At 62.6% G+C, this 19,080-nt stretch carries 10 protein-coding genes; 1 reads left to right on the top strand and 9 read right to left on the bottom strand.

Annotated elements, in window-relative coordinates:
- Window positions 1-8: 8 nt before the first annotated feature.
- From NKJ81_RS06865 to NKJ81_RS06825, 9 genes are all read right to left on the bottom strand, one after another.
- Window positions 9-2,846, bottom strand: a complete 2,838-nt coding sequence (locus NKJ81_RS06865; RefSeq protein WP_352540059.1) for a leucine-rich repeat domain-containing protein — start codon at window positions 2,844-2,846, stop codon at window positions 9-11.
- A 65-nt stretch (window positions 2,847-2,911) separates the two neighbouring features.
- Window positions 2,912-5,029: an RICIN domain-containing protein gene (locus NKJ81_RS06860; RefSeq protein ID WP_352540058.1), complete on the bottom strand. Its 2,118-nt coding sequence runs from the start codon at window positions 5,027-5,029 to the stop codon at window positions 2,912-2,914.
- Window positions 5,030-5,048: 19 nt separating this feature from the next.
- Window positions 5,049-7,094 (bottom strand): hypothetical protein, encoded by a 2,046-nt coding sequence (locus NKJ81_RS06855; RefSeq protein WP_352540057.1) that lies wholly within the window; start codon window positions 7,092-7,094, stop codon window positions 5,049-5,051.
- The gene (locus tag NKJ81_RS06850) at window positions 7,091-8,431 is read right to left on the bottom strand and encodes a hypothetical protein (protein WP_352540056.1); all 1,341 of its coding nucleotides are present in this window, start codon (window positions 8,429-8,431) and stop codon (window positions 7,091-7,093) included. Before NKJ81_RS06850 ends, NKJ81_RS06855 begins: the two co-directional genes overlap by 4 nt.
- Window positions 8,428-12,276, bottom strand: a complete 3,849-nt coding sequence (locus NKJ81_RS06845) for a hypothetical protein (protein WP_352540055.1) — start codon at window positions 12,274-12,276, stop codon at window positions 8,428-8,430. Before NKJ81_RS06845 ends, NKJ81_RS06850 begins: the two co-directional genes overlap by 4 nt.
- Window positions 12,273-13,601: a hypothetical protein gene (locus NKJ81_RS06840; protein ID WP_352540054.1), complete on the bottom strand. Its 1,329-nt coding sequence runs from the start codon at window positions 13,599-13,601 to the stop codon at window positions 12,273-12,275. Before NKJ81_RS06840 ends, NKJ81_RS06845 begins: the two co-directional genes overlap by 4 nt.
- Window positions 13,598-14,728 carry a hypothetical protein gene (locus tag NKJ81_RS06835; protein ID WP_352540053.1) on the bottom strand — a complete coding sequence of 377 codons (1,131 nt, stop codon included), beginning with the start codon at window positions 14,726-14,728 and terminating at the stop codon, window positions 13,598-13,600. Before NKJ81_RS06835 ends, NKJ81_RS06840 begins: the two co-directional genes overlap by 4 nt.
- A gap of 374 nt (window positions 14,729-15,102) precedes the next feature.
- Window positions 15,103-15,657, bottom strand: a complete 555-nt coding sequence (locus NKJ81_RS06830; RefSeq protein WP_352470504.1) for an Lcl C-terminal domain-containing protein — start codon at window positions 15,655-15,657, stop codon at window positions 15,103-15,105.
- 80 nt (window positions 15,658-15,737) lie between these two features.
- The gene (locus NKJ81_RS06825; RefSeq protein WP_352470503.1) at window positions 15,738-15,947 is read right to left on the bottom strand and encodes a hypothetical protein; all 210 of its coding nucleotides are present in this window, start codon (window positions 15,945-15,947) and stop codon (window positions 15,738-15,740) included.
- Window positions 15,948-17,072: 1,125 nt separating this feature from the next.
- Here NKJ81_RS06825 and NKJ81_RS06820 point away from each other — a divergent pair.
- Window positions 17,073-18,659 (top strand): serine hydrolase, encoded by a 1,587-nt coding sequence (locus NKJ81_RS06820; RefSeq protein ID WP_352540052.1) that lies wholly within the window; start codon window positions 17,073-17,075, stop codon window positions 18,657-18,659.
- Window positions 18,660-19,080: the final 421 nt, after the last annotated feature.

The following is a 19,080-nucleotide window of genomic DNA, read 5'->3' as shown; positions in this document are numbered from 1 at the left end:
TGCAGGCACTACTGATGAATTTGCGGACCCACGATGATGAGCTGTAAGCAGTTCGGGCGCGGACAGATGACCGAGGGCTGGACGGCGATCGCGTCGTGCAGGTGAATGTTTCCATCGAAGATGCGCCACGGCTCGCGGTTGCAGGCTTCGGCGACTTGAGGGAGGAGCGGCTGCGGGAAGGAGCAGACCGGATTGTTGCCCAGATAGGTCTTTCCGATCACCGGATGGACGCTAGCGAAGTTCTCGATCCGATTGCCTCTCAGATCGACGACTGACAGCGCCGGAAGCGAGCCAAGGGGCAGCGCATCGAAGACCCGGTTGTTGCGCAGATCGATATCCGACAACGCCGGCATGTTCGATAGATTGCCGACATTGGTGATCTGGTTGTCGTTCAGGTAGATGTATTTGAGCCCGCTCGATCCGAAGCGCGGGATCGCGGATAGCCGGTTGGTGGCGAGGTTCAGTTTCTGAAGTCCTGTCAGCGAAGCGATCGGCGACGCGTCGGTGATCACATTGTCGAAGAGGTTAAGTTCGCCCAGCGCCCGGAAATGGACCACGGGGTTGACGGCGATGATCGATTTCTTGTTCAGAGTCAGGCTGGTCAGTGACTGCGCCCAGTTCTGCGCTGCACTGCAATCTGCGCTGTCGACGTGGTCGGCCTGCATGCGGCTGTCGAGCGCCGCCATGAAGCCGCGGGCGTCGCCGAGCGCAATAGAATCGAACCGGTAGACGATGCAGTATTCAGCGAAGCTGGCGTATTGCAGCGGCAGATTGCGCATGCCGGCATCCTCGAGCAGCGGCAGGTCCGCCAACGGCGTCACGGATTGTACGTGTGTGTTCGAGAAATAGAGCTTTGTCAGCTTGTTGAGCATCCCGATGCCGATCAGGTTCGACAGGGGATTGCCGTCGATGTTCAGTTGTTCGAGGCGGCGCAGCTGGAGGATGCCCTGGATCGAGGGGATCTGGTTGTTGCGGATCCAAAGCTTCGTCAGCCCCGGTACCGCCGACAGCGCCGAGACGTCGGACAATTGGTTGTCGGACAGGTCGATGGAGGTCAGATTTCCCATCACTGGGAAGAGCGAGACGCTGGTCAACCCGCGGTTCTTCGCATCGGCGAACTGGCGCGAACTGAGATCGTCATAGGCTCTGCCGCAAACAGTCTTGCCCGAGATCGATAGCAGCGCGTTCACTTCCGCGGTTTGCGCGGGCGTTAGAAAGTCGGTCTGGTTCCGCATCATACATGCCGACAGGAAGTCGCTCGCTTGCACGGGATTGTCGGAAAGATCGAGACTGATCAGGCCCGACAGCGCTGCCAGCGGTCTGACATTGGCGATCGAATTCTTCGACAGGTTGAGTGTGCCGAGATTGGTCAGGCCGGCAAGCGGCGAGACGTCCGTGATGGCATTGTTGGACAGGTTGAGCGAGGTGAGTTGCGGTAAGGTGGCGAGCGGACGCAGGTCGCTGACGATCTTCGACGACAGATCGAGTGCGGTGGTCGCCAGCAGCTTGTTGCCGACCACCAAGCACGTCCCGCCACCCTCCAGTTCGACCATGGCTCGTATGGTTTGCCCAAGCGGGGTCGCCGCGTCGCGGTGCAGCACGCACAGGTCAACGAAGCTCTGCCCGCCATTCGCCACGATTGGATTGCCGCTGAGATTGATGGCCAGCGTCGAGGGGAAGCTGCCGAGATTGGCGAAGGTCTCGATCTTGTTGTTGGCGAGGTTCAGACTGGTCAGGCCGCCGAGCGCGCTGAGCGGATCGAGCATGTCGCCCGTGAGGCCATTGTTGGCGATGGACAGGATCGAGAGCGCCTGCAGGAATTGCAGCGGCTCAAGGCTGGCGATCTTGTTGTCGTCGAGTGTGAGGTTCGTCAGCAACGCGAGCGCCGACAGCGCGCGGATGTCGGTGATGTCGTTGTCGGAGACGTCGGCCCGCGTCAGCGCGATCAGTGGCGCCAGGGCGTTGATGTTGCTGACGTGATTGCCGGAAATATCAAGAAAGGTCAGTGTCTTGAGCTTGGCCAGCGGCCCGAGTTCGGCGATCGAGTTGTTGCCGGCGATCGACAGGCTGGTGAGGTTCGTCAGCACCGCAATCGGCTCGAGTGATTGCACGCCCTTGCCGCTCAGGTTCAGCGTCGTGATCGATTCCAGGAAGGTCTGTGCGGTGGCGCAGGCGGCCGGGTTGCCGAGCGCGGAGACTCCGCCGGGCGTTGAATCGAGCACCGCCATCACGGTCGCCGTTTCAGCCGGCGTGCGGTCGCCCTTGATGCACCATTTCGCGAAGGTGGTCGGCTTGTTGACCAGCGGCGCGCCCGAGAGGCACGTGATGGTGTGGATCTTGCCGGCGAAGAACGGCGTGGGGTCGGCGTTCAGCGCCTGGTCGAGATTGAGCTTCAACTCGGTGACCAGCGGTGCGCAGGATGGAATGTAGAGCCGGTCGGAAAATGTCGTCGCGCCGAAGTCTGAGGGAAATTGCAAGTAGTAGATGAGGCCGCTGCCATTATCGTACGCGAACACCTTTATTGGGTATGTCTCGCCCGAGGGGCACAGCAGCGGATTGGCGGCCGGATCCGCGGCGACGATCGCGCTGTCGACGGCGGTCAACACCTCCGAGGGAACCGTCGCGAAGCCAAGTCCGCGGATCACTGCTTCCTCGTCCGCCTGGTCCTTGCAGCGGATGCGGTAGCCGCGCCCGTCGGAGATAAGCAACGGATAATGCAGCCGGTTCGCCTCCAGCGCCGGATCCTCGAACAGCACAACCTTCGGCTCGTCCGCGCGGGCCGGGCCGGCGGCGGCGGCCACGAGCATGACCAGAACAAGGAGCAGCGATTGGCCGATGCGGTTCATCTGGTTTCTCCTTTCGAGGCTCAGGCTGATCGATGCGGCCCAATCAGCCCGAACCAATGGCAGCGCTACATCTCGTCCGCGGTCTTGATGGTCCAAAAGCTCGACGGCTCGCGATCGCAAGTGAACTGAAGGGCTGGGATGTTGTTCAAGTTGCTAACCCCGCCGGCAATGATCAGGCACTTGCCTGTCTGGACGTTTTCCGCCTGAACTCCGTCGCGCGTCTCGACAAGGTTCCAACGACGCGAAGGATCGCTGTCACAGTTGAACTGCAAGGCCGGGATGTTGTCTTCGGTACTGACTCCGCCGGCAATCGTCAGGCACTTGCTTGTCCGGACGTTGGCCACCTGGAAGCCATCGCCCGTCTCGACCAGCCTCCAGCGCTGCCATTGACTGCCGTCGCAGTCGAATTGCACCGTCGGTGCATTGTTGTCGGTTCGTCCTTCCGCGACCGAAAGGCACCTTTCGGTTTGCCGGTTCACCAGCAACACTTCCGGGTCGGCCGCCCGGATGCTCCAGAACCGCGACGGATCGCGGTCGGAGTTGAATTGGAGGGCAGGGACGTTGTCATCGGTGCTCACCCCGCCGGCAATGGTCAGGCATTTGCTCGTCTGCATGTTTTCAGCCTGGAAGCCGTCGCCGGTTGCGGTCAGCTTCCAGCGCCGCGACGGATCTCGGTCGCAGTCGAATTGAAGGGCCGGTATGTTGTTGTCGGTGCTGACACCGCCGGCAATCGTCAGGCATTTTCCGGTCCGCACGTTCTGTAACTGAAAACCGTCATTCGTCTCGACCAGCTTCCAGCGGCGCCACTGGTCGCCGTCGCAGTTGAACTGTACGGCCGGCGCGTTGTTGTCGAGGCGCCCCTCGGAAACTGCCAGGCATTTGCCGGTCTGCATGTTTGCCAGCACCACGTCTCCCTCCTTGATCGCCGTGATGCAGGCTTCGAAAATTTTCCCGGTGGCCGCGGTCGATTGCTCCGGTCGACTGATGCAGACCGGATTGCCGTCCAGCGAAGGCTTGAATGGCAGGATGGCGCTGACGGACTGCACCGTGGCCAGACGGTTCGCGCGCAGGTTAAGAGAGGTGAGTTCGGTAAGGCCCATCAAGGCGCGCGCATCCGTGACGCGGTTTTTCGACAGGTCGAGCGCCGTGAGCTCTTGCAGAAACCGCAACGGCGACACGTCGGCGATCTTGTTGCTGGCCAGAACCAGTCGCGTCAGCGCCCGCGCCGAGGCGAGCGGCCGCAGGTCGGCGATCTCGTTGGAACTGAGGTCGGCGTCGGCCAAATCCTTCATCACGCCAGTCACGTTGATGTTGCTGATCCTGTTTCGCGACAGATCGAGAAAGGTAAGCTTGGTCAGCTTTTCCAGATCGCGCGTGTCGGCTATTTCATTGCCGGACAAGGTCAGGCGCGTCAGATGGGTAAGTGTCGCCAGCGGCTCGAGATTTGTCAGCCGTCGCCCGGCAAGGTCGAGCGTCGTGCTCGACGCGAGAAAGTCCTGCGCGCTTGCGCACGCCGCCGGATTGCCCAACGCGGAGGCACCGCCGGGTGTCAGCTCGAGCAGCTCCTCGACCGTCGTCTGCTGGGCAGGATCAAGGTCGTTCTTGATGCACCAACTGGCAAAGGTCGTCGGCCGTCCGACAAGCGGCGGGCCCGCCAGGCATGCGATGGTATGGACCTTTCCGGCAAAGAAAGGGGTGGGGTCGGCCTCGATCGCCTGATTGAGGTTGAGCTTTAATCCTTCGACCAACGGCGCGCAGCCGGGAATGTAGAGTTGGTCGGAAAAGGATGTTGACCCGAAATCGGTCGGGAACTGCAGGTAGTAGACGAGCCCGCTGCCGCTATCATGCGCAAAGACCTTGATCGGGTAGTGCTCGTCGGATGGGCACAACAGCGGATTGGCGGCTGGGTCGGCCGCGATGACCGCATTGTCGACGGCGCTCAGCATTTGCGACGGGACGGTTACTAAGCCCAGTCCGCGGATCACTGCTTCCTCGTCCGCCTGAACACTGCAGCGAATGCGGTAGCCGCGTCCTTCGGAGATGAGCAGGGGATAGTGCAAGCGAGTGGCGTTCAGCGTCGGGTCCTCCAACAGAACGAGCTTCGGTTCCTCGGCTCGGGCCCGACCGGCGCCGATCACCGCAAGCAGCGCCAGCAGGAGCAGCGATCGGGCTATGCGGGTCATCTGGTTTCTCCTTTCCGCTCTATTCGACCAGGCTGAAGCGGCCTGGCCCGCAGGCCCGGCTGGTATTGTCGTGTGCAATGTCGTTGCCCGGCAGCAGGAAACTGGCGCTGGAGGCGCTGTCGGCGAAACTGACCGCGCAGCGGAAGCCGGACACCGTCGAGGTGGTGAAATTCGCCGACGAACCGCGCTCGAGCTGGATGGCGGAGCCGACCGTAAGGCCAGCGGCCATGGGCGCGAGCCCGTCCGAGCGACCCGCCACGACCGCGCCGCGCAGAACTAGCGGATTGGCGGCGGCGATGTCGGTGAAGGCCATCCGCATCAGGCTGTCGGAGGTGAGCACCGCGCCGAAGCGTGCGCGCACAATGCTGGAGCGGGCAGGCGCTTGGGCCGAGATCAGCAGCCGTGCCCGAACGCCTTGGATCGCCAGCATGTCTGCTTCGACCCTGAGCCCGCGCGCATAAAGGTCCGCCAGGCACAGCGACGCGCCCCGCGCGATCGGCGACAGTCCGTCCGCCACGGTGCCGATAGTCACATCGTCGAGCGCGACCGCGCCATTCTGCGCGATCACGGCGACGACCTCGTCGGTCGTTTGAGCGGCTGCCCGCGCCAGATCGATCCGCTCGAGTTCGAGCCGCGGCAATCCATCGGCGACGATGATCACGCCTGTGGCTGACAGGATGCATGACGACGTGCCGGCAGGCACTCGGTTGGCGGTGCCGACGAGCCGCGTGCGGGCAACGCCGGGGGCCGGCGCCATGTGCACGGTCTTGAACGGCAATCCCTTCAGGATTAGCGTCTGCGGCATCTGGACCGATGCGGGCAGTTCGAGCCTGAGATTCGCCCGCCCGGCGCAATCGCCCTCGGCAGAGAATTGCGCCAGCGTCAGCGTGCCGCCATCATTGATGCGGCGAAGGCACGTATCGCCGGCCGAACCCCGACAGTCGAACCCGGTACCCGGCGCCGGAGCGGCTGTCAGCGCGCGATCCGTCTCGCCCATCCAGTCGCCAATGCCGGGGGCGGAGAGGCCGAGCGCCAACGTCAGACGCGGGCAACCCGTAAATGACAGGCTTCGCCCCTCCGCGAAGATCCAATCCAGCCGCGCATTGCCGAGGGAGTCAAGCGAGGTGATGGACAGGCCGGCTGACAGCGGGGTCAGGCCGAGGTCGATACCCGGCTGCGCGAAGGTCGAGTGCTCGCGCTGATAGCCATCGCAATTCGACAGACACAGGTCGACGAAGGGCGCCGAACGAAGCGCCGCCACCGCGTCGGCGCCGAGCAGGGTTACGGCCTCGGCCTCAGCGATGCCGAAGAATGATCGCAGCTTCTTCTCCGCCGCTTCCGCTCCGGCTGCATCGGCAATGATGTCGCGCGTCGCCTTGCCGTCAAGGCGCACAATCGGCAGGTAGGAGGGCTGCGCACCTTCGCCCGGCGGCGCGTAGCGCACGACATAGATCGTGTCGCCAATGCTTTCGGCGCTGAGGAAGGTTTCAAACCGGTGCAGACTCCAGCGCGCCGCACTCGCCACCGCTACATTCGATGTGCCGCCAAGATCGGCGCGCCCGCAATCGAACACGAAGGGTGTCCCGACATCGGGCGGCGCGACGAAGCCCTGCAGTACGCCAGGGAGTTGCAACCGCTCGCGGATGGCGAGCGCTGCCTTGATCTCCGCGCAGGCGGCGGGGACGGCGAAATAACCGCGGCCCGAGACGGCGGGGAGATAGTAGTTGCCCGATGCCTCGACATCGGCCCAGATGGCGGTCGTCGCCGGCCAGTCGATATCGAAGGCCGTGCCGGGGCATGGCAAGCGCGGCTGCGCGCCGAAGCCGTTTTCGGTCTGAAGCTTGGCGAACGTTGCCTCCGAGACGATAGCGGTGTCAGGCAGGTGCAGCAGCCGCTTCGCCTGGCCGGCGCTGGCGCAGCCGGCAAGCTCCACCGCCTTGCCGTCGAAAAGCGCGACATAGACGTCCTTGTTCTGATCGGTGACGAAAGCGTCAAGCTGCGGCTCGGCGCGGGCCACCGAAGTGCTGGCGAGAAACAGGGTGAGCAATGCGGCCGCCTGTCTCATCTCAGTTCGCTCAGGCAGCTTGCCGCACGGGTGGGGTCCATATTGACTTCGGTCATCAACGGATCGAGGCCGGCCGACTGGCACAGCTCCTTGACCGAGATCGAGTGCGGCCCCTGGAAATCGACCTTGAGAGTTCCATTGCTCATCTGCCCGTTCTGGCCGATGCACAGCGGATTGTTGGCGAGCGCCGGCCGACGGCAGGTGCGGATGACGTCTGCCATTGCGCGGCGGTTGGTCAGTTCGCAGAAGTAGATGCGGCAAAGCGCGGCGACTGCGGCGCGGTTCTCGGCGTCGGCATTGATGATGCGCTTGATGTCGGTGATCACGCCGCTCGCCTTGGCTGCGAACGCTAGGCCTTCGACGCGAGTCTTCTCGCCCGCAATCTCGCCCGACCGTTCGGTGATCTTCGGCATCAGGTTGATGTTTTCCGACGTTATGAACAGGCCGCCTTTCCAGCGGTCGAACTCGTCGAGGATCGAGGTCGCCCTCAGGATCGCTTCGCGGTAGGCGTTGTAGATCGGCCCCATCTTGGTGTCGCGCGCCGCCTCGTAAACCTGGTTTAGCGCAGCGTATTCCTTGTTCACCGCGTCGGCGCCCGCCTTGATACCGTCGATGCCGGCGCGCGAACTCTGCACCAGACCCTCGGCACGCTTCAGCTTGCGGGAAAACATCGCCGTAATCGGGCTCTCGACGCTGGCGAAGTAGTTTTCGATCACCTTGCCGGCCGCTCCGTCGGCGAAGGCATTGATCTCGGTGTCGGACAGATTGGAGATCAGGCCGCACTGGGCGTCGAAATCGGCGCTCAAGGGCCCGGCCTGGCAGGAGCTCATCTCCGCCAGTCTCTGATCGAGCGTCCGGTTCGAAGCGAGCCCGTCGGCATACTCGAACAGCGCATGATTCCATTCGATAGCATTCAAGTCAGCCTGGCTGTGCCGCCGGTCGCGGCAGAACAGCGTCTGCTCCATCCGGCTCTGGTTGCCCGAAGCGCGGTAGGCGTCGAGGTGACGCGTCGCCTCGGCGCAGGTCGCCAGACCTGAAATCAGCCCGGCAAGCTGCTGGTGGACGGGCGGCAGTCCGCGTGTCTGCGCCTCCCGCATTAGATTGGCGGCGCGTTGGCTGTCTTCGGGACTGCGGGCCGGGCGGTGGAAGACGCAGAGGCCTTGCTCGAAGGTTTTCAGCGTGCCGTCCGGAATGGCCGGCCCCTCGCAGTTTGGAGCGTCGAGAACACGCGATTCGATCGTATAGCCGGCAAGATTGTCGACGAAGAGGTCGCGCGCGGCCGCTCCCGTCGCGCCAAGCGCCAGACCGAGCGCCGCTGTGGCGATGATCGCTCTCATGGCGCGCTCGCGAAGATGAAATAGAGGGTGAACACAGCGCCGTCGAAGGGGCAGTCGCTCGGCTGCAGCGACAGCCGGTACGAGCCGATCAGCGGCGCGCCGAGATAGGGCAGGATCAGGCTTGTGTCGTTCGACGGTCCGGGTGCGCGCGGGAACTTGCGCGCCTGGTAGCGATCCTGAACCCAGTAGCGGATGATCCGGCTGATCTCGTCGCCGCTGTCGGCCTGGTTGAAAAAGGTCTGCAAGGCGACCCGCTCCGGCCCGACCGAAATGTCGGCGCGGACCTCGTTCGACCCCTTGGTCAGCGGCTTGAACACGAAGCCGCTGCCGCGGTGTTGCAAGGCGAAGCGGTTCCACTGCGCGCCAGTGCACTGGTAGTCGGTGCCGACGAAGACATCGATCAGGGTTAGGTTCTTGCGCTCGCGGAATTTGTTGGGCGCCCATAGCGCGAAATAGCCGTTCGCTTTCATCAGCCCGTCGGTCGATGCGAAGGGCGAAACCTCGAACTCGACATTCTCGTCGAGCGCCAGCTTGCGGGCGAAACCGGAATTGGCGGGCACTACGATCTGGGCGACATCGATATTGATCTGCCGCTCGTCGAAAAAGCGCTTGGCGACAATGTCGTCGATCATTGCCTGCAGCTGGGTTGCGTTGCGCACATAGACCTCGGGCACAGTCGCGGCCTCGCCGGTGAAGGCCTGCACCACTTCAAAGCGGCGGCGCATCAGGTGCATCAGCCGGTTGGCGGTCTCAAGAACGCGCCGCTTGGTCACCAGATATTCGGGAATGCCCTTCATCAGGTCGGCTACGGTGTCCTGGGTCGCGATGAACAGATTCTTGCCCGTCGCCGGATCGTCGATTTGGGTAACGAGCTTGGTCATGTCTTCTTGCTGCTTTGTCACCTCCGCCTGAATATTGCCCTGGAACTTCAGGATGCTGTCCTGGAGCGCGCGGCTCTTGAGACCGAGATCCTTGGCCTGGTTCAGGCCCGCGACGAGTTCCTCGGTGTTGCCGCGCGACTGCGTGATGCGCTGCTCGACGAAGGCGAGTTCGGCATCGTTCAGCGCCAGCATCTTGTCCCTCTGCCTGTCGCGTAGTTCGTTGATCAGGTTGGTCGAGGCATTTGATCTCTCGGCGAGGCCGGTGACGGTTGTCTGCGCAGCGCGGACGCGCTCGATGCGGCCGTTGGTTGCCGCGACCAGTTCGGCAACACGTGCATTGTCCTCGTTGAGCTGAGCTTCCGACAAGGACAGCTTGTCGAGTTCGAGATTGAGGATCGCGATCTCGTTGGTCAGCCGGTCGATCGTACGCTGCTGATCGGTGATCTGGAAACTGAGCATGTCGTTTTCGCGCGCCTGAAGATCGAGTCCGGCAAGTATTCGTTCATGGTCGGACGTGAGCCGCGCCACCTGCTCGTCGATGCCGAGATCCTGGCTCTGGCAGTCGACCGCCGCCATCGAGCCCTGCAGTGTCAGCTCCTTGATCTCTTCGGCCCCTTGCGCCAGCCGGCCGGCGAGTTGGAAATGCGTGTCGATCAGCGCCCGGGCCTTGAGCGCCTTGTCGAGGTCGAGTTCCTCATTCGCTTGGCGCAGCTGCGTGATCCTCTGCTGCAGGCCGTTGATCTGGTTGATGTTCTCCTGCGTCACCCGCCCGGTCGCGATGATCGTCGACAAGATCGACTGTGCCGCTTCGAGCGACGCCTTGACGACCTTGGAAGTGTCGATCTTGGTCGCCGCGCCGCTGGCGAGCCCGCAGGCGCAGACATTGACCTCGGGTATCGCCGCGGAGATCGCGTAGGCGGCCTGGATGGCGGTGAGCGTGATCTGCGCGGCCTGCGTCGTGCCGTTGAACGCAGCGAACCAGGCGATCACTTCGGTCAACTGGCCGTCGACCTGGTCGCGAGCTTCCTCAAGGTCCGCCTTTTTCTTGGCATAGGCGTCACGCTCGGCTTCATAGAGCTTCTTGGCGAAGTCGGTTTCCGTCTGTGTGAACGAGCCGCAACTGACGTTCGCCAGTTCCTGCGGCAGCGAGACGTTCGACGTGATCATCTGCTGGTCGGACATCAGCGGCTCGACGTCGGCGAAATCGGCGTCACCGATGACGCACTTCATCAGGAAAGCCCTGGCCTGGGTCTGTGTGGCCAAGAGCTGAGCCCTGAGGCCCGACTGTCCATCAGGGCCGCACATCTGGGCGACATACTGGTTGCGCGTGAAGGCCGGCGTCACTGTCTGGCACGGCTGTTCGCCCGCAAGCAGCGGGGTGAATGGATGAGCCGGCGCCTCTCCGATCAGGGCGAGCTGGTTCTCGATGCCGCAAAGCTGTTCGCGGTCGACGGCCCGGCGGCGCTGATAGAGATCGGTCTGGCGCAGTTGCAGTTCGGTGATAGCGTCGTTGGCGCGGGCGATCGCACCCTGGTTGTTGGTGATCTGGGTTTGGAGGATCTGCCGCTGGCGAACCGCCTGTTCGAGCTGGTTGGCGTTGCGCTCGGTCTGGCGGGCATATTCGGTGATCTGGCTCTCGAGCGAGGAAATCTGCAGATCGAGGTTCATCTGCGTCATTTCCCAATTCAGCAGCCAGCGCAGTTCGTTGCGCCGCTCGACCTCGGCCTCCTTGGAGAGGACGATGAGGTCGAGTTCCTGCCTGTCATTGATCTGACGGCGCTGGTTCTCGAACTCGGCGATCTTGGTGCCGAGCTCGATCTCCAGCGACCTGATCTGCTGGCGATAGCCGAACGTGTCTTTCTCGGCGTCGACCGCGTTGATCTCTTGCTGGACAGTGGTGGCGAAGGTCTGTGCCTCGTGCTCCAGCTTGCCGATTTTGTGGGCGATCAGGTTGACTTCCTGGCTGCGGATCGTCCGCTCCTCATCGATCGCGCGGGTCGCTTGGCCTTCCTTGTTCGCGTACCACCGCTCAACCAGCGCCTCGACATTGCGCTCGACCTCGGTCAGTCGCTGTTCGCTTTCGGCCAAGGCCTGCTGCAGTTCTTCGAACGGGATCGTCGTGAACTGCATGGGGTCGATGTTGAGGAACAGGAAACCCTTGTGCGCGCTGTCCATGCGGGCATCGAGGTCGCTCTGCTGCAGCAGCAGGTCGGCGCGCAAGTCGTCGTAGGTGGACTCGCCCGGAATATCCATCTGCGTCTCGACCAGCACCCACATTGCGGCCTCGTAATTGGTGTAGGCCTTGGAGAGGTTGGGTTGGCTGTCGAGGCCGGCGCCTCCGACAGCGCCCAACGTATCGTGGACCAGGAAGTCGAGCGCCTTGACGCGCGCCTCCGAGAGGGTCTGGTACCAGACGTCGCCGGTGTTCATAAGCAACTGGATCTTCAGCGAGGACAGCGCCGTCAACTGCCGCACGAAGCTGCGGTAACTCGCATCCGCTCCCGCCGCGGCTCCCTGGTCGTTGCCTTGTTGCCGCGCGAGAATGCGAAGACCCCTGTCGACGATCTCGATGCCTTGCCGGCCGAATTCCTGCGCCGCCTGCGGCGAAACCGGCGTGTCGTTTCGGCTGACACCGCTCGCCGAGGACAGGAAAGGCATGTCGGCGGCGAGGAACAGGCGGTAGCGCCCGAGTTGCAGATGGCAGTCGAAATCGCACACGATCGCCAGCCGCCCGGTCGCCTCGTCGCCGCAGGTCGTCAGGAACTGTTCGAGTTCGGTGGCGACTTCACCCATATATTTCACGTCGGCGCGGAAATTAGCGATCTTCAGCAGGGTCGTCAGCTCGCCGGCATGGCCGGCCGCCGCGTCGACGTCGAGCGCCATGCAGTCCTGCGCGCGCGCCATTCCCGCAGCGCCGAAGACGACGCCGGCAACCAGTCCGCAAAGCAGGAAAAACCGTCTCATGGCTGCCCCGTCGTCAGAAGAACCTCGGAAATCTGGCGCACGTGCCGGGCAAGTTCGGCCATCTGCGCCTTGGAAAGCGAAGGATTCTGGAACCGCCCGACCACCGCCCGGGCATGATTGATGCAGTCTTCGTAGGGCCCATTGATCTTCGCAGTCAGCGCGCCGGTGTCCAGCGTGAGGTCGAGCGTCGAATACGCGCCGGCCAGTCCTGCGCAGGAAGAAAGCTCTGCCGTGATCGTCGGATCCTCGACGACATGCGCGAGGCCGGACAGAGCCGTCATCACCCCTTCGATTTGTCCGACGATCTGCGCCATCCTTGCCTTACCGTCCTCGAACTCCTTCAGCGAATCCGGCTGGTTGAGGCTGGAGAGATCGACCGCCTGCAGCGTGGCGATCGTCTCGGCTGCTTTCAGCTGGTCCTCCTTGACAAGCACCATGTTGGCCTGAGCGTTGCCGAGTACTCGCTCCAACTCCATCACCTCGGCCGACTTGATCGTCACGTCCATCTCGTTGACCAGCGACTGATATTGGGTCGAAGCGGCGTTCATCAGGTTGAGCGTGTCGTCGACCTTCGTCCGGACCGCCTTGACGATCTGTTCGCGCACCCGCGTCTCGATGAGGCCGGTCGTCTCGGCCCGCCCACGCACTGGCTTGGCCGAACAGACCAGCTTTGCCAGCGCGTCCGAGCCGAGCCGTGCGCGCACCGCCCCAACCATCGGGAATAGCGGGCGCCAGGCAGCAGGCAGCGCATCCGCGCTTGCGCCCGACAAAGGTCCAGCATCGATCTCGTTCAAACGCGTCAGATGCCGGCATTTCTCCTGCAAGTCGGCCCCGGAAAAGTAAAGCCGCCCGGTGATCAGATAAGCCTCGATCGCGGCTGCGTATTGTCGCCCGACGAGGGCGGCGAGCTCTTCGGCGCTATCGGTCGAGACCGGGGCGAAGAAGCGGTAGCGGCTGAGATAGATCTCCGCCCAGGCGAGGCGGCGCATCAGCACCGAGGCGTCGTCGGCCGAAAGCGGGATGACCGGAAAGCCGACGCTGCGGCTGCCGCCCGAGGGGGCAGATGCCTCGCCGATCACCTCGCCGGCGAAGGGCAGGCCGAAATCGGGCTGCGTCGCCTCGTGACTCGGTTCGACGGCGGCGGGGCCGGGGGCGAGCAGGCTGAACCGGGTCGTCTCGGGCGTCGCGTTCGAGAGCGTGGCGTTCCAGAAGCCGTCAAGTTTTTCCGATGTGTAAGCGCGCTCCAGAATCGATGCGCCGCCGGCTTCGCTGGCCAACACGCAACTGACGATGACGAATAACGCGATGTCTCGGAAGCTTGTCATCGGCAGTACCACACCCTGTCGGCTGCGCCTGCCTGGGCGCAGATGCCGGTCGCAGCGCCGTGCGCCTTCCAGTCCGCCTTAATCTTGGTGAGATCATTGAATGCGCCCTGTGCCGCGTTGTCGGCATGAACCTCGGCATCCAGTCGCCAGAAGGGCTTTGCCGGATCGGTCGGGAGCAGCACCCCGATCATATTGATGTGGAAGGCGGAGACTTTGAGAAAGTCCTCAGCGCTAGCGACGGTCTTGCGATTAAGACTGGCGTATTGCTCAGGCGTTACGTTGCCGAGCGCCCGCTTGAACTCTTCCTCCGAGACTTCGACGGAGCGCAGCATCTGCGTCGTCTTCGCTGCCAACCCGTCGAGGATCGAGGTGTTGGCGACCAGCGTCGCGCCCGCACCGCTCACCGGTCCGAAGATCTCCGCGAAAATGGTGCGGATCGCCTTCAAGTGCGTGTCGGCCGACTTAATCTCGACGCGGCGCAGCGCGATGCCCGTTTCGAGGTCTGACGCCCGACTGACGAAGCCACTCAGCGCGCCTTGCAGCGTTTCGAACGAGGAACGGGCTTCCGGCGGCGGCTGCAGGAACACCGAGCGCGCATAGCGTACGGCCTCACTGCGGGCGATGTCCTCGACGGCGGCGCGTGTGAGTGCCGATTCCGGGCAACCGGTTACGCTGCCGAGGTCGGTCAGCATCTGCGCGGCATGATAGATTTGATCCATCTGTCGCACCGTGCCGAAGGAGCCGCTGGTGGTGAACTCGGTCTCGACGCCGGACAGATAGTCGGTCAGGTATTCGCGCGCGAACTTCACCATCTCGCACTGCACGCCGGCGGCACGTTCGCGAATGTGGCGGCCGTAGAATGAGGCGCCGACGAAGTATTTCTGGTCGGGCGTCGGTTCGAACCGCTCGACGAAGAGCGACTGGACAACGGTATCGTATTCACCGCACGCATAGGTGCGTTCAAGGCATGCGGGGTCGGTCTGCAGGTCGCACTGCGATAGCGCGGGGCCGCAGATTTGCTGGGCTGCAGCGGGGTCAATTCCTTCGCCGTGCACAAGAAACGCCGCGACGATGATCGCTCGATTGAAGATGTACCTCTTCAACATAACGACCAAAGGAAAATGCACAAAAGCCTCCCCCACCGTCGAAACGGCGGCCTCATTGCTCTTTACTGGCAATATGCTAGCAGGCTACTTTTGGTATTTGTTCGCTACAGCGGAAATTGGCCGCCGAAGGCGTGGCCAATTCAAATTCAGCTTCGCTTTAAAATGCACTGCTAAAGTAAGATAGAACGGTTTGTCTGTCGATACACGTGGCTTTTTGCATTCCGTTACGGAAATGCGTGCCTAAGTGTTGATGCAGTTAACGCATCGTAAAGAGTTGTCTTTTCCGCTCTCTTGGCCCCGTCCAAGCATCGTTCGGCGCCCACGGTTCGAATGCGGGAGGTCACGATCTGGCCTTGGGCCCTAACCTCAACCAATCTGCGCGGCCTGCCAGGCAGCTAATCCAAGCCCGTGGCGGGCGCCCCAAAAACGCACCATACGCCTGCCTTCTTGGACGCTTCAAGCGGACGCACCAGAGTGGTAGGGGCACTGAACGCAACGACCGCAAAGGACCCTGCCAGGCCCGGCCATTCAGTGCGGGTCCAGTATTCGGTTTCGCTACGTGCGAGCGGCGGCAGCTTGTATTGCGCGAACGCCTCGCGCTGCCTTGGCCAGTCTGCCGAATCGAGGCTCGTCAGTTCCGCCATCGTTGGAAGCTGCCAGCCCATGTCGCCGTACGGCCCACCTTGCCCGAGCGTAGCGCAGTACCCCATCGCATCGCTGAGCGTTGCGGGTTGATCAAGCCTGTCTAGCCGGGCAACGAGGCAAGTGCGTTGGTCGACGAAAGCTTTGCCGTCATGTTCAGCGAGCAGCCAGAAATTTTGATCACTCAGCGGCTGGCGGGCTTGCTTGTGCACGATACCGCAAGGTGCGGCTTGGGATTGTGACGCTGATATGGTTGCGAAAACGGCAAGCCCTATGCTGAAAGCCGCAAGAGTGGCGATCCGAAGCATGCCTTCCTCCTCCTCCTTGGCCGCGCGTTCGACATGGCAATCGAATAAACGTACTTGAACCGGCGAACAATTGAAAGTTCCTACACTTCCCTGGTTGCCTTGTAGATGATCGAGGGCCTTGGTCCGACGAAGTGTGTGCGTGCAGCAATCCTCGAGCCGAACACCGAACGATCAATTCTGGTCTGGAAGTAATCCTCGGCCGTTTCTGCGCCGTCGAGCCAGAGAACAAGCTCGACCGCACGCGTCCTTATCTTCGGACCGCTGACCAAGCTTTCGATGTTGGTCTTCACAAGGTCACATCCGCGCAACATGCGATGGCGAGATTCAACAAAGCTCGATGACGCGAGCGACCATCTCGATCGGGAAGCGAGCATGAGGGTTGAGACCAAGCAGGGCCAGTCTGCGATGCGGTAGCGAGAAATGGCCTTCCAACGCAGAGGGCGCGTGTCTCAAGTCTACAGGGGTAAGGTTGACATAGTTGAACGACAACGGTGGCCACGCCCTATGTGACCGAAGACATCCTCACCCCACTGGCTACCGGTTACGTCGTGTGGACACTTGTCTGATCGATAGGACGATGCGCAGGCGTCAAAGCGGCAACAGCGCGTCGGGCTTCACATCACCGATCGATGCGAAACTATGCGTTTCCCTGACACCAGGAAGCAGCAGAATGACCGCTGCAGGCCAGACCCCGCGGGTGCTTACCAACTTGGAAGCGTGGACCCGCCGAAGATTGCGTATGTATCTTTGGCGGCAATGGGGAACGGCCACAACCGCTACAAGGAGCTGCGCCGTCGTGGCGTGCCAAAGCTCCGGGCCGCGGTTGCTGCCGGTTCACCGACGGGATTCTGGCGCATGTCAGGACACCCGGCAGTCCAACAGGCCCTGCCCAACCAACACTTCGAGTCGCTCGGTCTCCCCCGTCTCTATGTCTCTGTCCAAGCTTAATCCGGTCGAACCGCCGTGGTACGTGATCCGTATGCCGGGTGGTGTGGGAGAGGCGGCGCCGCGAGGGGCCCCTATCCCGATCTCCGGCCTCGTGCGGCAGGCAGGATCGGCGAAGACGAAGCGTCCCGGCCCCTCGGCCATTAGGACCCTTGGGTACAGGCCATCTGCCTCATATAGTCGGCTTCGATGACTTTCTGGTTGGCCGCCAGCCCGTTGGCGAACAACTGGTGATCGGATGCCATTTGCCGCTCGGGCTTGGAAAGTTGACGTTCTCCCGCGCAATCCCATCCAATTGCCGGGCGCGTAGGTAACGCGGATACTTCGCCAGGTCCCGAAATCACATGACACGCAGCCGCCGTCGCTGTCCGATCCTTGGACTTAAACACATCAGTAGAAAATAGCTGTAACCATCTTTCATCTTGCCGCGTATGATCCGATCATCTGCCGTGCAAGTTTGAGGACATGCAATGAACAAGGCCGCTGCTCTCGTCGTGCTTTCCCTGGTTACCATGCTGCCCGCCATGGCAGCCGCCCAGTCCTACGTGCCGGAGCTTGGGCCATCGCCGCCGCAGGATGCTGTGCAGCTGTATCCCGGCGGTATCGAGAAGGCGCTGGCCGCGCTGCCGGACATCGTCAAGAAAGTCAAGGAAGCATCCGACGTTCCCGGCTTCGCCGTGGCGGTGGTGCATGGCGGCAAAATGATCTTTGACGAGGGCTATGGCCTTCGCGACAACCGGGACGACACTTCTAAGGTCAGCAGCACCACCATTTTCCAGGTCGCCTCGGTGTCGAAGTCGATCTCGGCCACGGTGGCCGCGATCGCCATGACGAAGGACCGCAGCTTCGACTGGGACACCCCGGTCGGCAAGGTCTGGGACGGCTTCCGCCTCAATCTCGACTATGTCTCGGGCAACGCCACCATCGGCGATTTCTTCGCCCATCGCTCGGGCCTGCCGATGGCGGCGGGCGACGAACTCGAGGATCTCGGCTTCCAGCGCAAGCAGATCGTCGGGAGCCTGTGGATGGTGCCGCTCGATCCCTTCCGCATCTCCTATCACTACGCCAATTTCGGCACGACGATCGGCGCCGAGGCAGTGGCCCACGCCGAGAAACAGCCTTGGGAGCCGCTGGCCGAGAGCCTGTTGTTCGATCCGCTCGGCATGCGCTCGAGCAGCTATCGGCACGAGGACTTCATTGCCGCCGGCAAGAACCGCGCCCTGCTGCATGCGCGCGTGGCGGAGAATGTGTTCGAGCCGCTCTATGACCGCGACCCCGACCAGCAGGCGCCGGCGGGCGGCGTCTCCTCCAGCGTCCAGGATCTTGCCAAGTGGATGATCCTGCTGCTTGGCGACGGCACCTATAGCGGCCAGCCCATGATCGACCCGAAGATCCTGCAGCCCGCCATCACACCGCAGAGCGTGACCTACCGCGGCGAGACGCCCGATACGCGGGCCAGCTCCTATGGCTATGGCTTCAATGTGGCGGTGAACGCCAATGGGCGCACCACCATGGGCCATTCCGGCGCCTTCCTGCTCGGCGCCGGCACCACCTTCCAGATCTTGCCCTCGGCCGATGTGGGCATCGTCGTGCTCACCAACGGCTCCCCCGTCGGCGCCGCCGAGGCGGTCGCCGCCAGCTTCATGGACATCGTGCAATATGGCCAGGTCACCCGCGACTGGTATCCCTACATCAAGCCGCGGTTCATGGGCTACTACAAGCCGGTGGGCGACCTCGCCGGCAAGGTCAAGCCGACGAACCCCGCCAAGGCGGGCAGTCCATCCTTCTACGAGGGCCAATATACGAGCAGCTATTTCGACACCGCCACCGTGCGGGCCGATGGCGACAAGCTGATGCTCGAACTCGGCCCCAAGCCCATGCAGTTCACGCTCGAGCACTGGGACGGCGACACCTACGCCCTCACGCCCCGCGGAGAAAACGCGCCGACCGGCTCGCTGTCATCGGTGAAGTTCGTCGGTTCCTCCGGCGGCATTCGCGCGCGGGTGATGACGGTGGACTATCTCAATGAGAACGGGTTGGGGCATTTTCAGAGGTAGGGGTGGGGCGTCGGGTGCTCCATACACCCTATGCCGTCGAAAAGGCGAACCGGCCGTCTGCAAGGTGATGCCTGAGATGGCGGATTTGTGACGGTTCGCTTCCGGGCGTGGAAATCAGGAAGCCGGCATTTGCTCGCGAGCTTCCGACAAGCTACGTCGGCTTTGGCCAGCCGCTGATCCGAAGCAACCGACGGCTCCCGGCCCACAAACGCGACACTTGGGGGTTGGCTCGGCGAGAACAGCTCTTGGCGCAAGCACGACAACGCTGAATGTCGTTTCGGCTCCTCGTAAGAAGGGCGACTTACAAAGTGGCCAGGTCCGCGTCGTGCGATACGGACTGAGGTACAACTGTGATACAAATCGCTATGGAATTCTAGAAAAAATCCTTTCAAATCAACTTGCGAGGCGGTGCGGCGTTGCA

It is taken from the genome of Mesorhizobium sp. M0018 (assembly GCF_040323955.1).
Taxonomy (GTDB): Bacteria; Pseudomonadota; Alphaproteobacteria; order Rhizobiales; family Rhizobiaceae; genus Mesorhizobium.
The sequence above is the reverse complement of the archived record's forward strand: the minus strand, read 5'-3'. Positions and strand labels throughout refer to the sequence as shown.

Excerpts from the sequence above, each read along its gene's own strand:
- NKJ81_RS06865 (WP_352540059.1), bottom strand. The coding sequence starts at position 2,846 with ATGAACCGCATCGGCCAATCGCTGCTCCTTGTTCTGGTCATGCTCGTG.
- NKJ81_RS06860 (WP_352540058.1), bottom strand. The coding sequence starts at position 5,029 with ATGACCCGCATAGCCCGATCGCTGCTCCTGCTGGCGCTGCTTGCGGTG.
- NKJ81_RS06855 (WP_352540057.1), bottom strand. The coding sequence starts at position 7,094 with ATGAGACAGGCGGCCGCATTGCTCACCCTGTTTCTCGCCAGCACTTCG.
- NKJ81_RS06850 (WP_352540056.1), bottom strand. The coding sequence starts at position 8,431 with ATGAGAGCGATCATCGCCACAGCGGCGCTCGGTCTGGCGCTTGGCGCG.
- NKJ81_RS06845 (WP_352540055.1), bottom strand. The coding sequence starts at position 12,276 with ATGAGACGGTTTTTCCTGCTTTGCGGACTGGTTGCCGGCGTCGTCTTC.
- NKJ81_RS06840 (WP_352540054.1), bottom strand. The coding sequence starts at position 13,601 with ATGACAAGCTTCCGAGACATCGCGTTATTCGTCATCGTCAGTTGCGTG.
- NKJ81_RS06830 (WP_352470504.1), bottom strand. The coding sequence starts at position 15,657 with ATGCTTCGGATCGCCACTCTTGCGGCTTTCAGCATAGGGCTTGCCGTT.
- NKJ81_RS06820 (WP_352540052.1), top strand. The coding sequence starts at position 17,073 with ATGAACAAGGCCGCTGCTCTCGTCGTGCTTTCCCTGGTTACCATGCTG.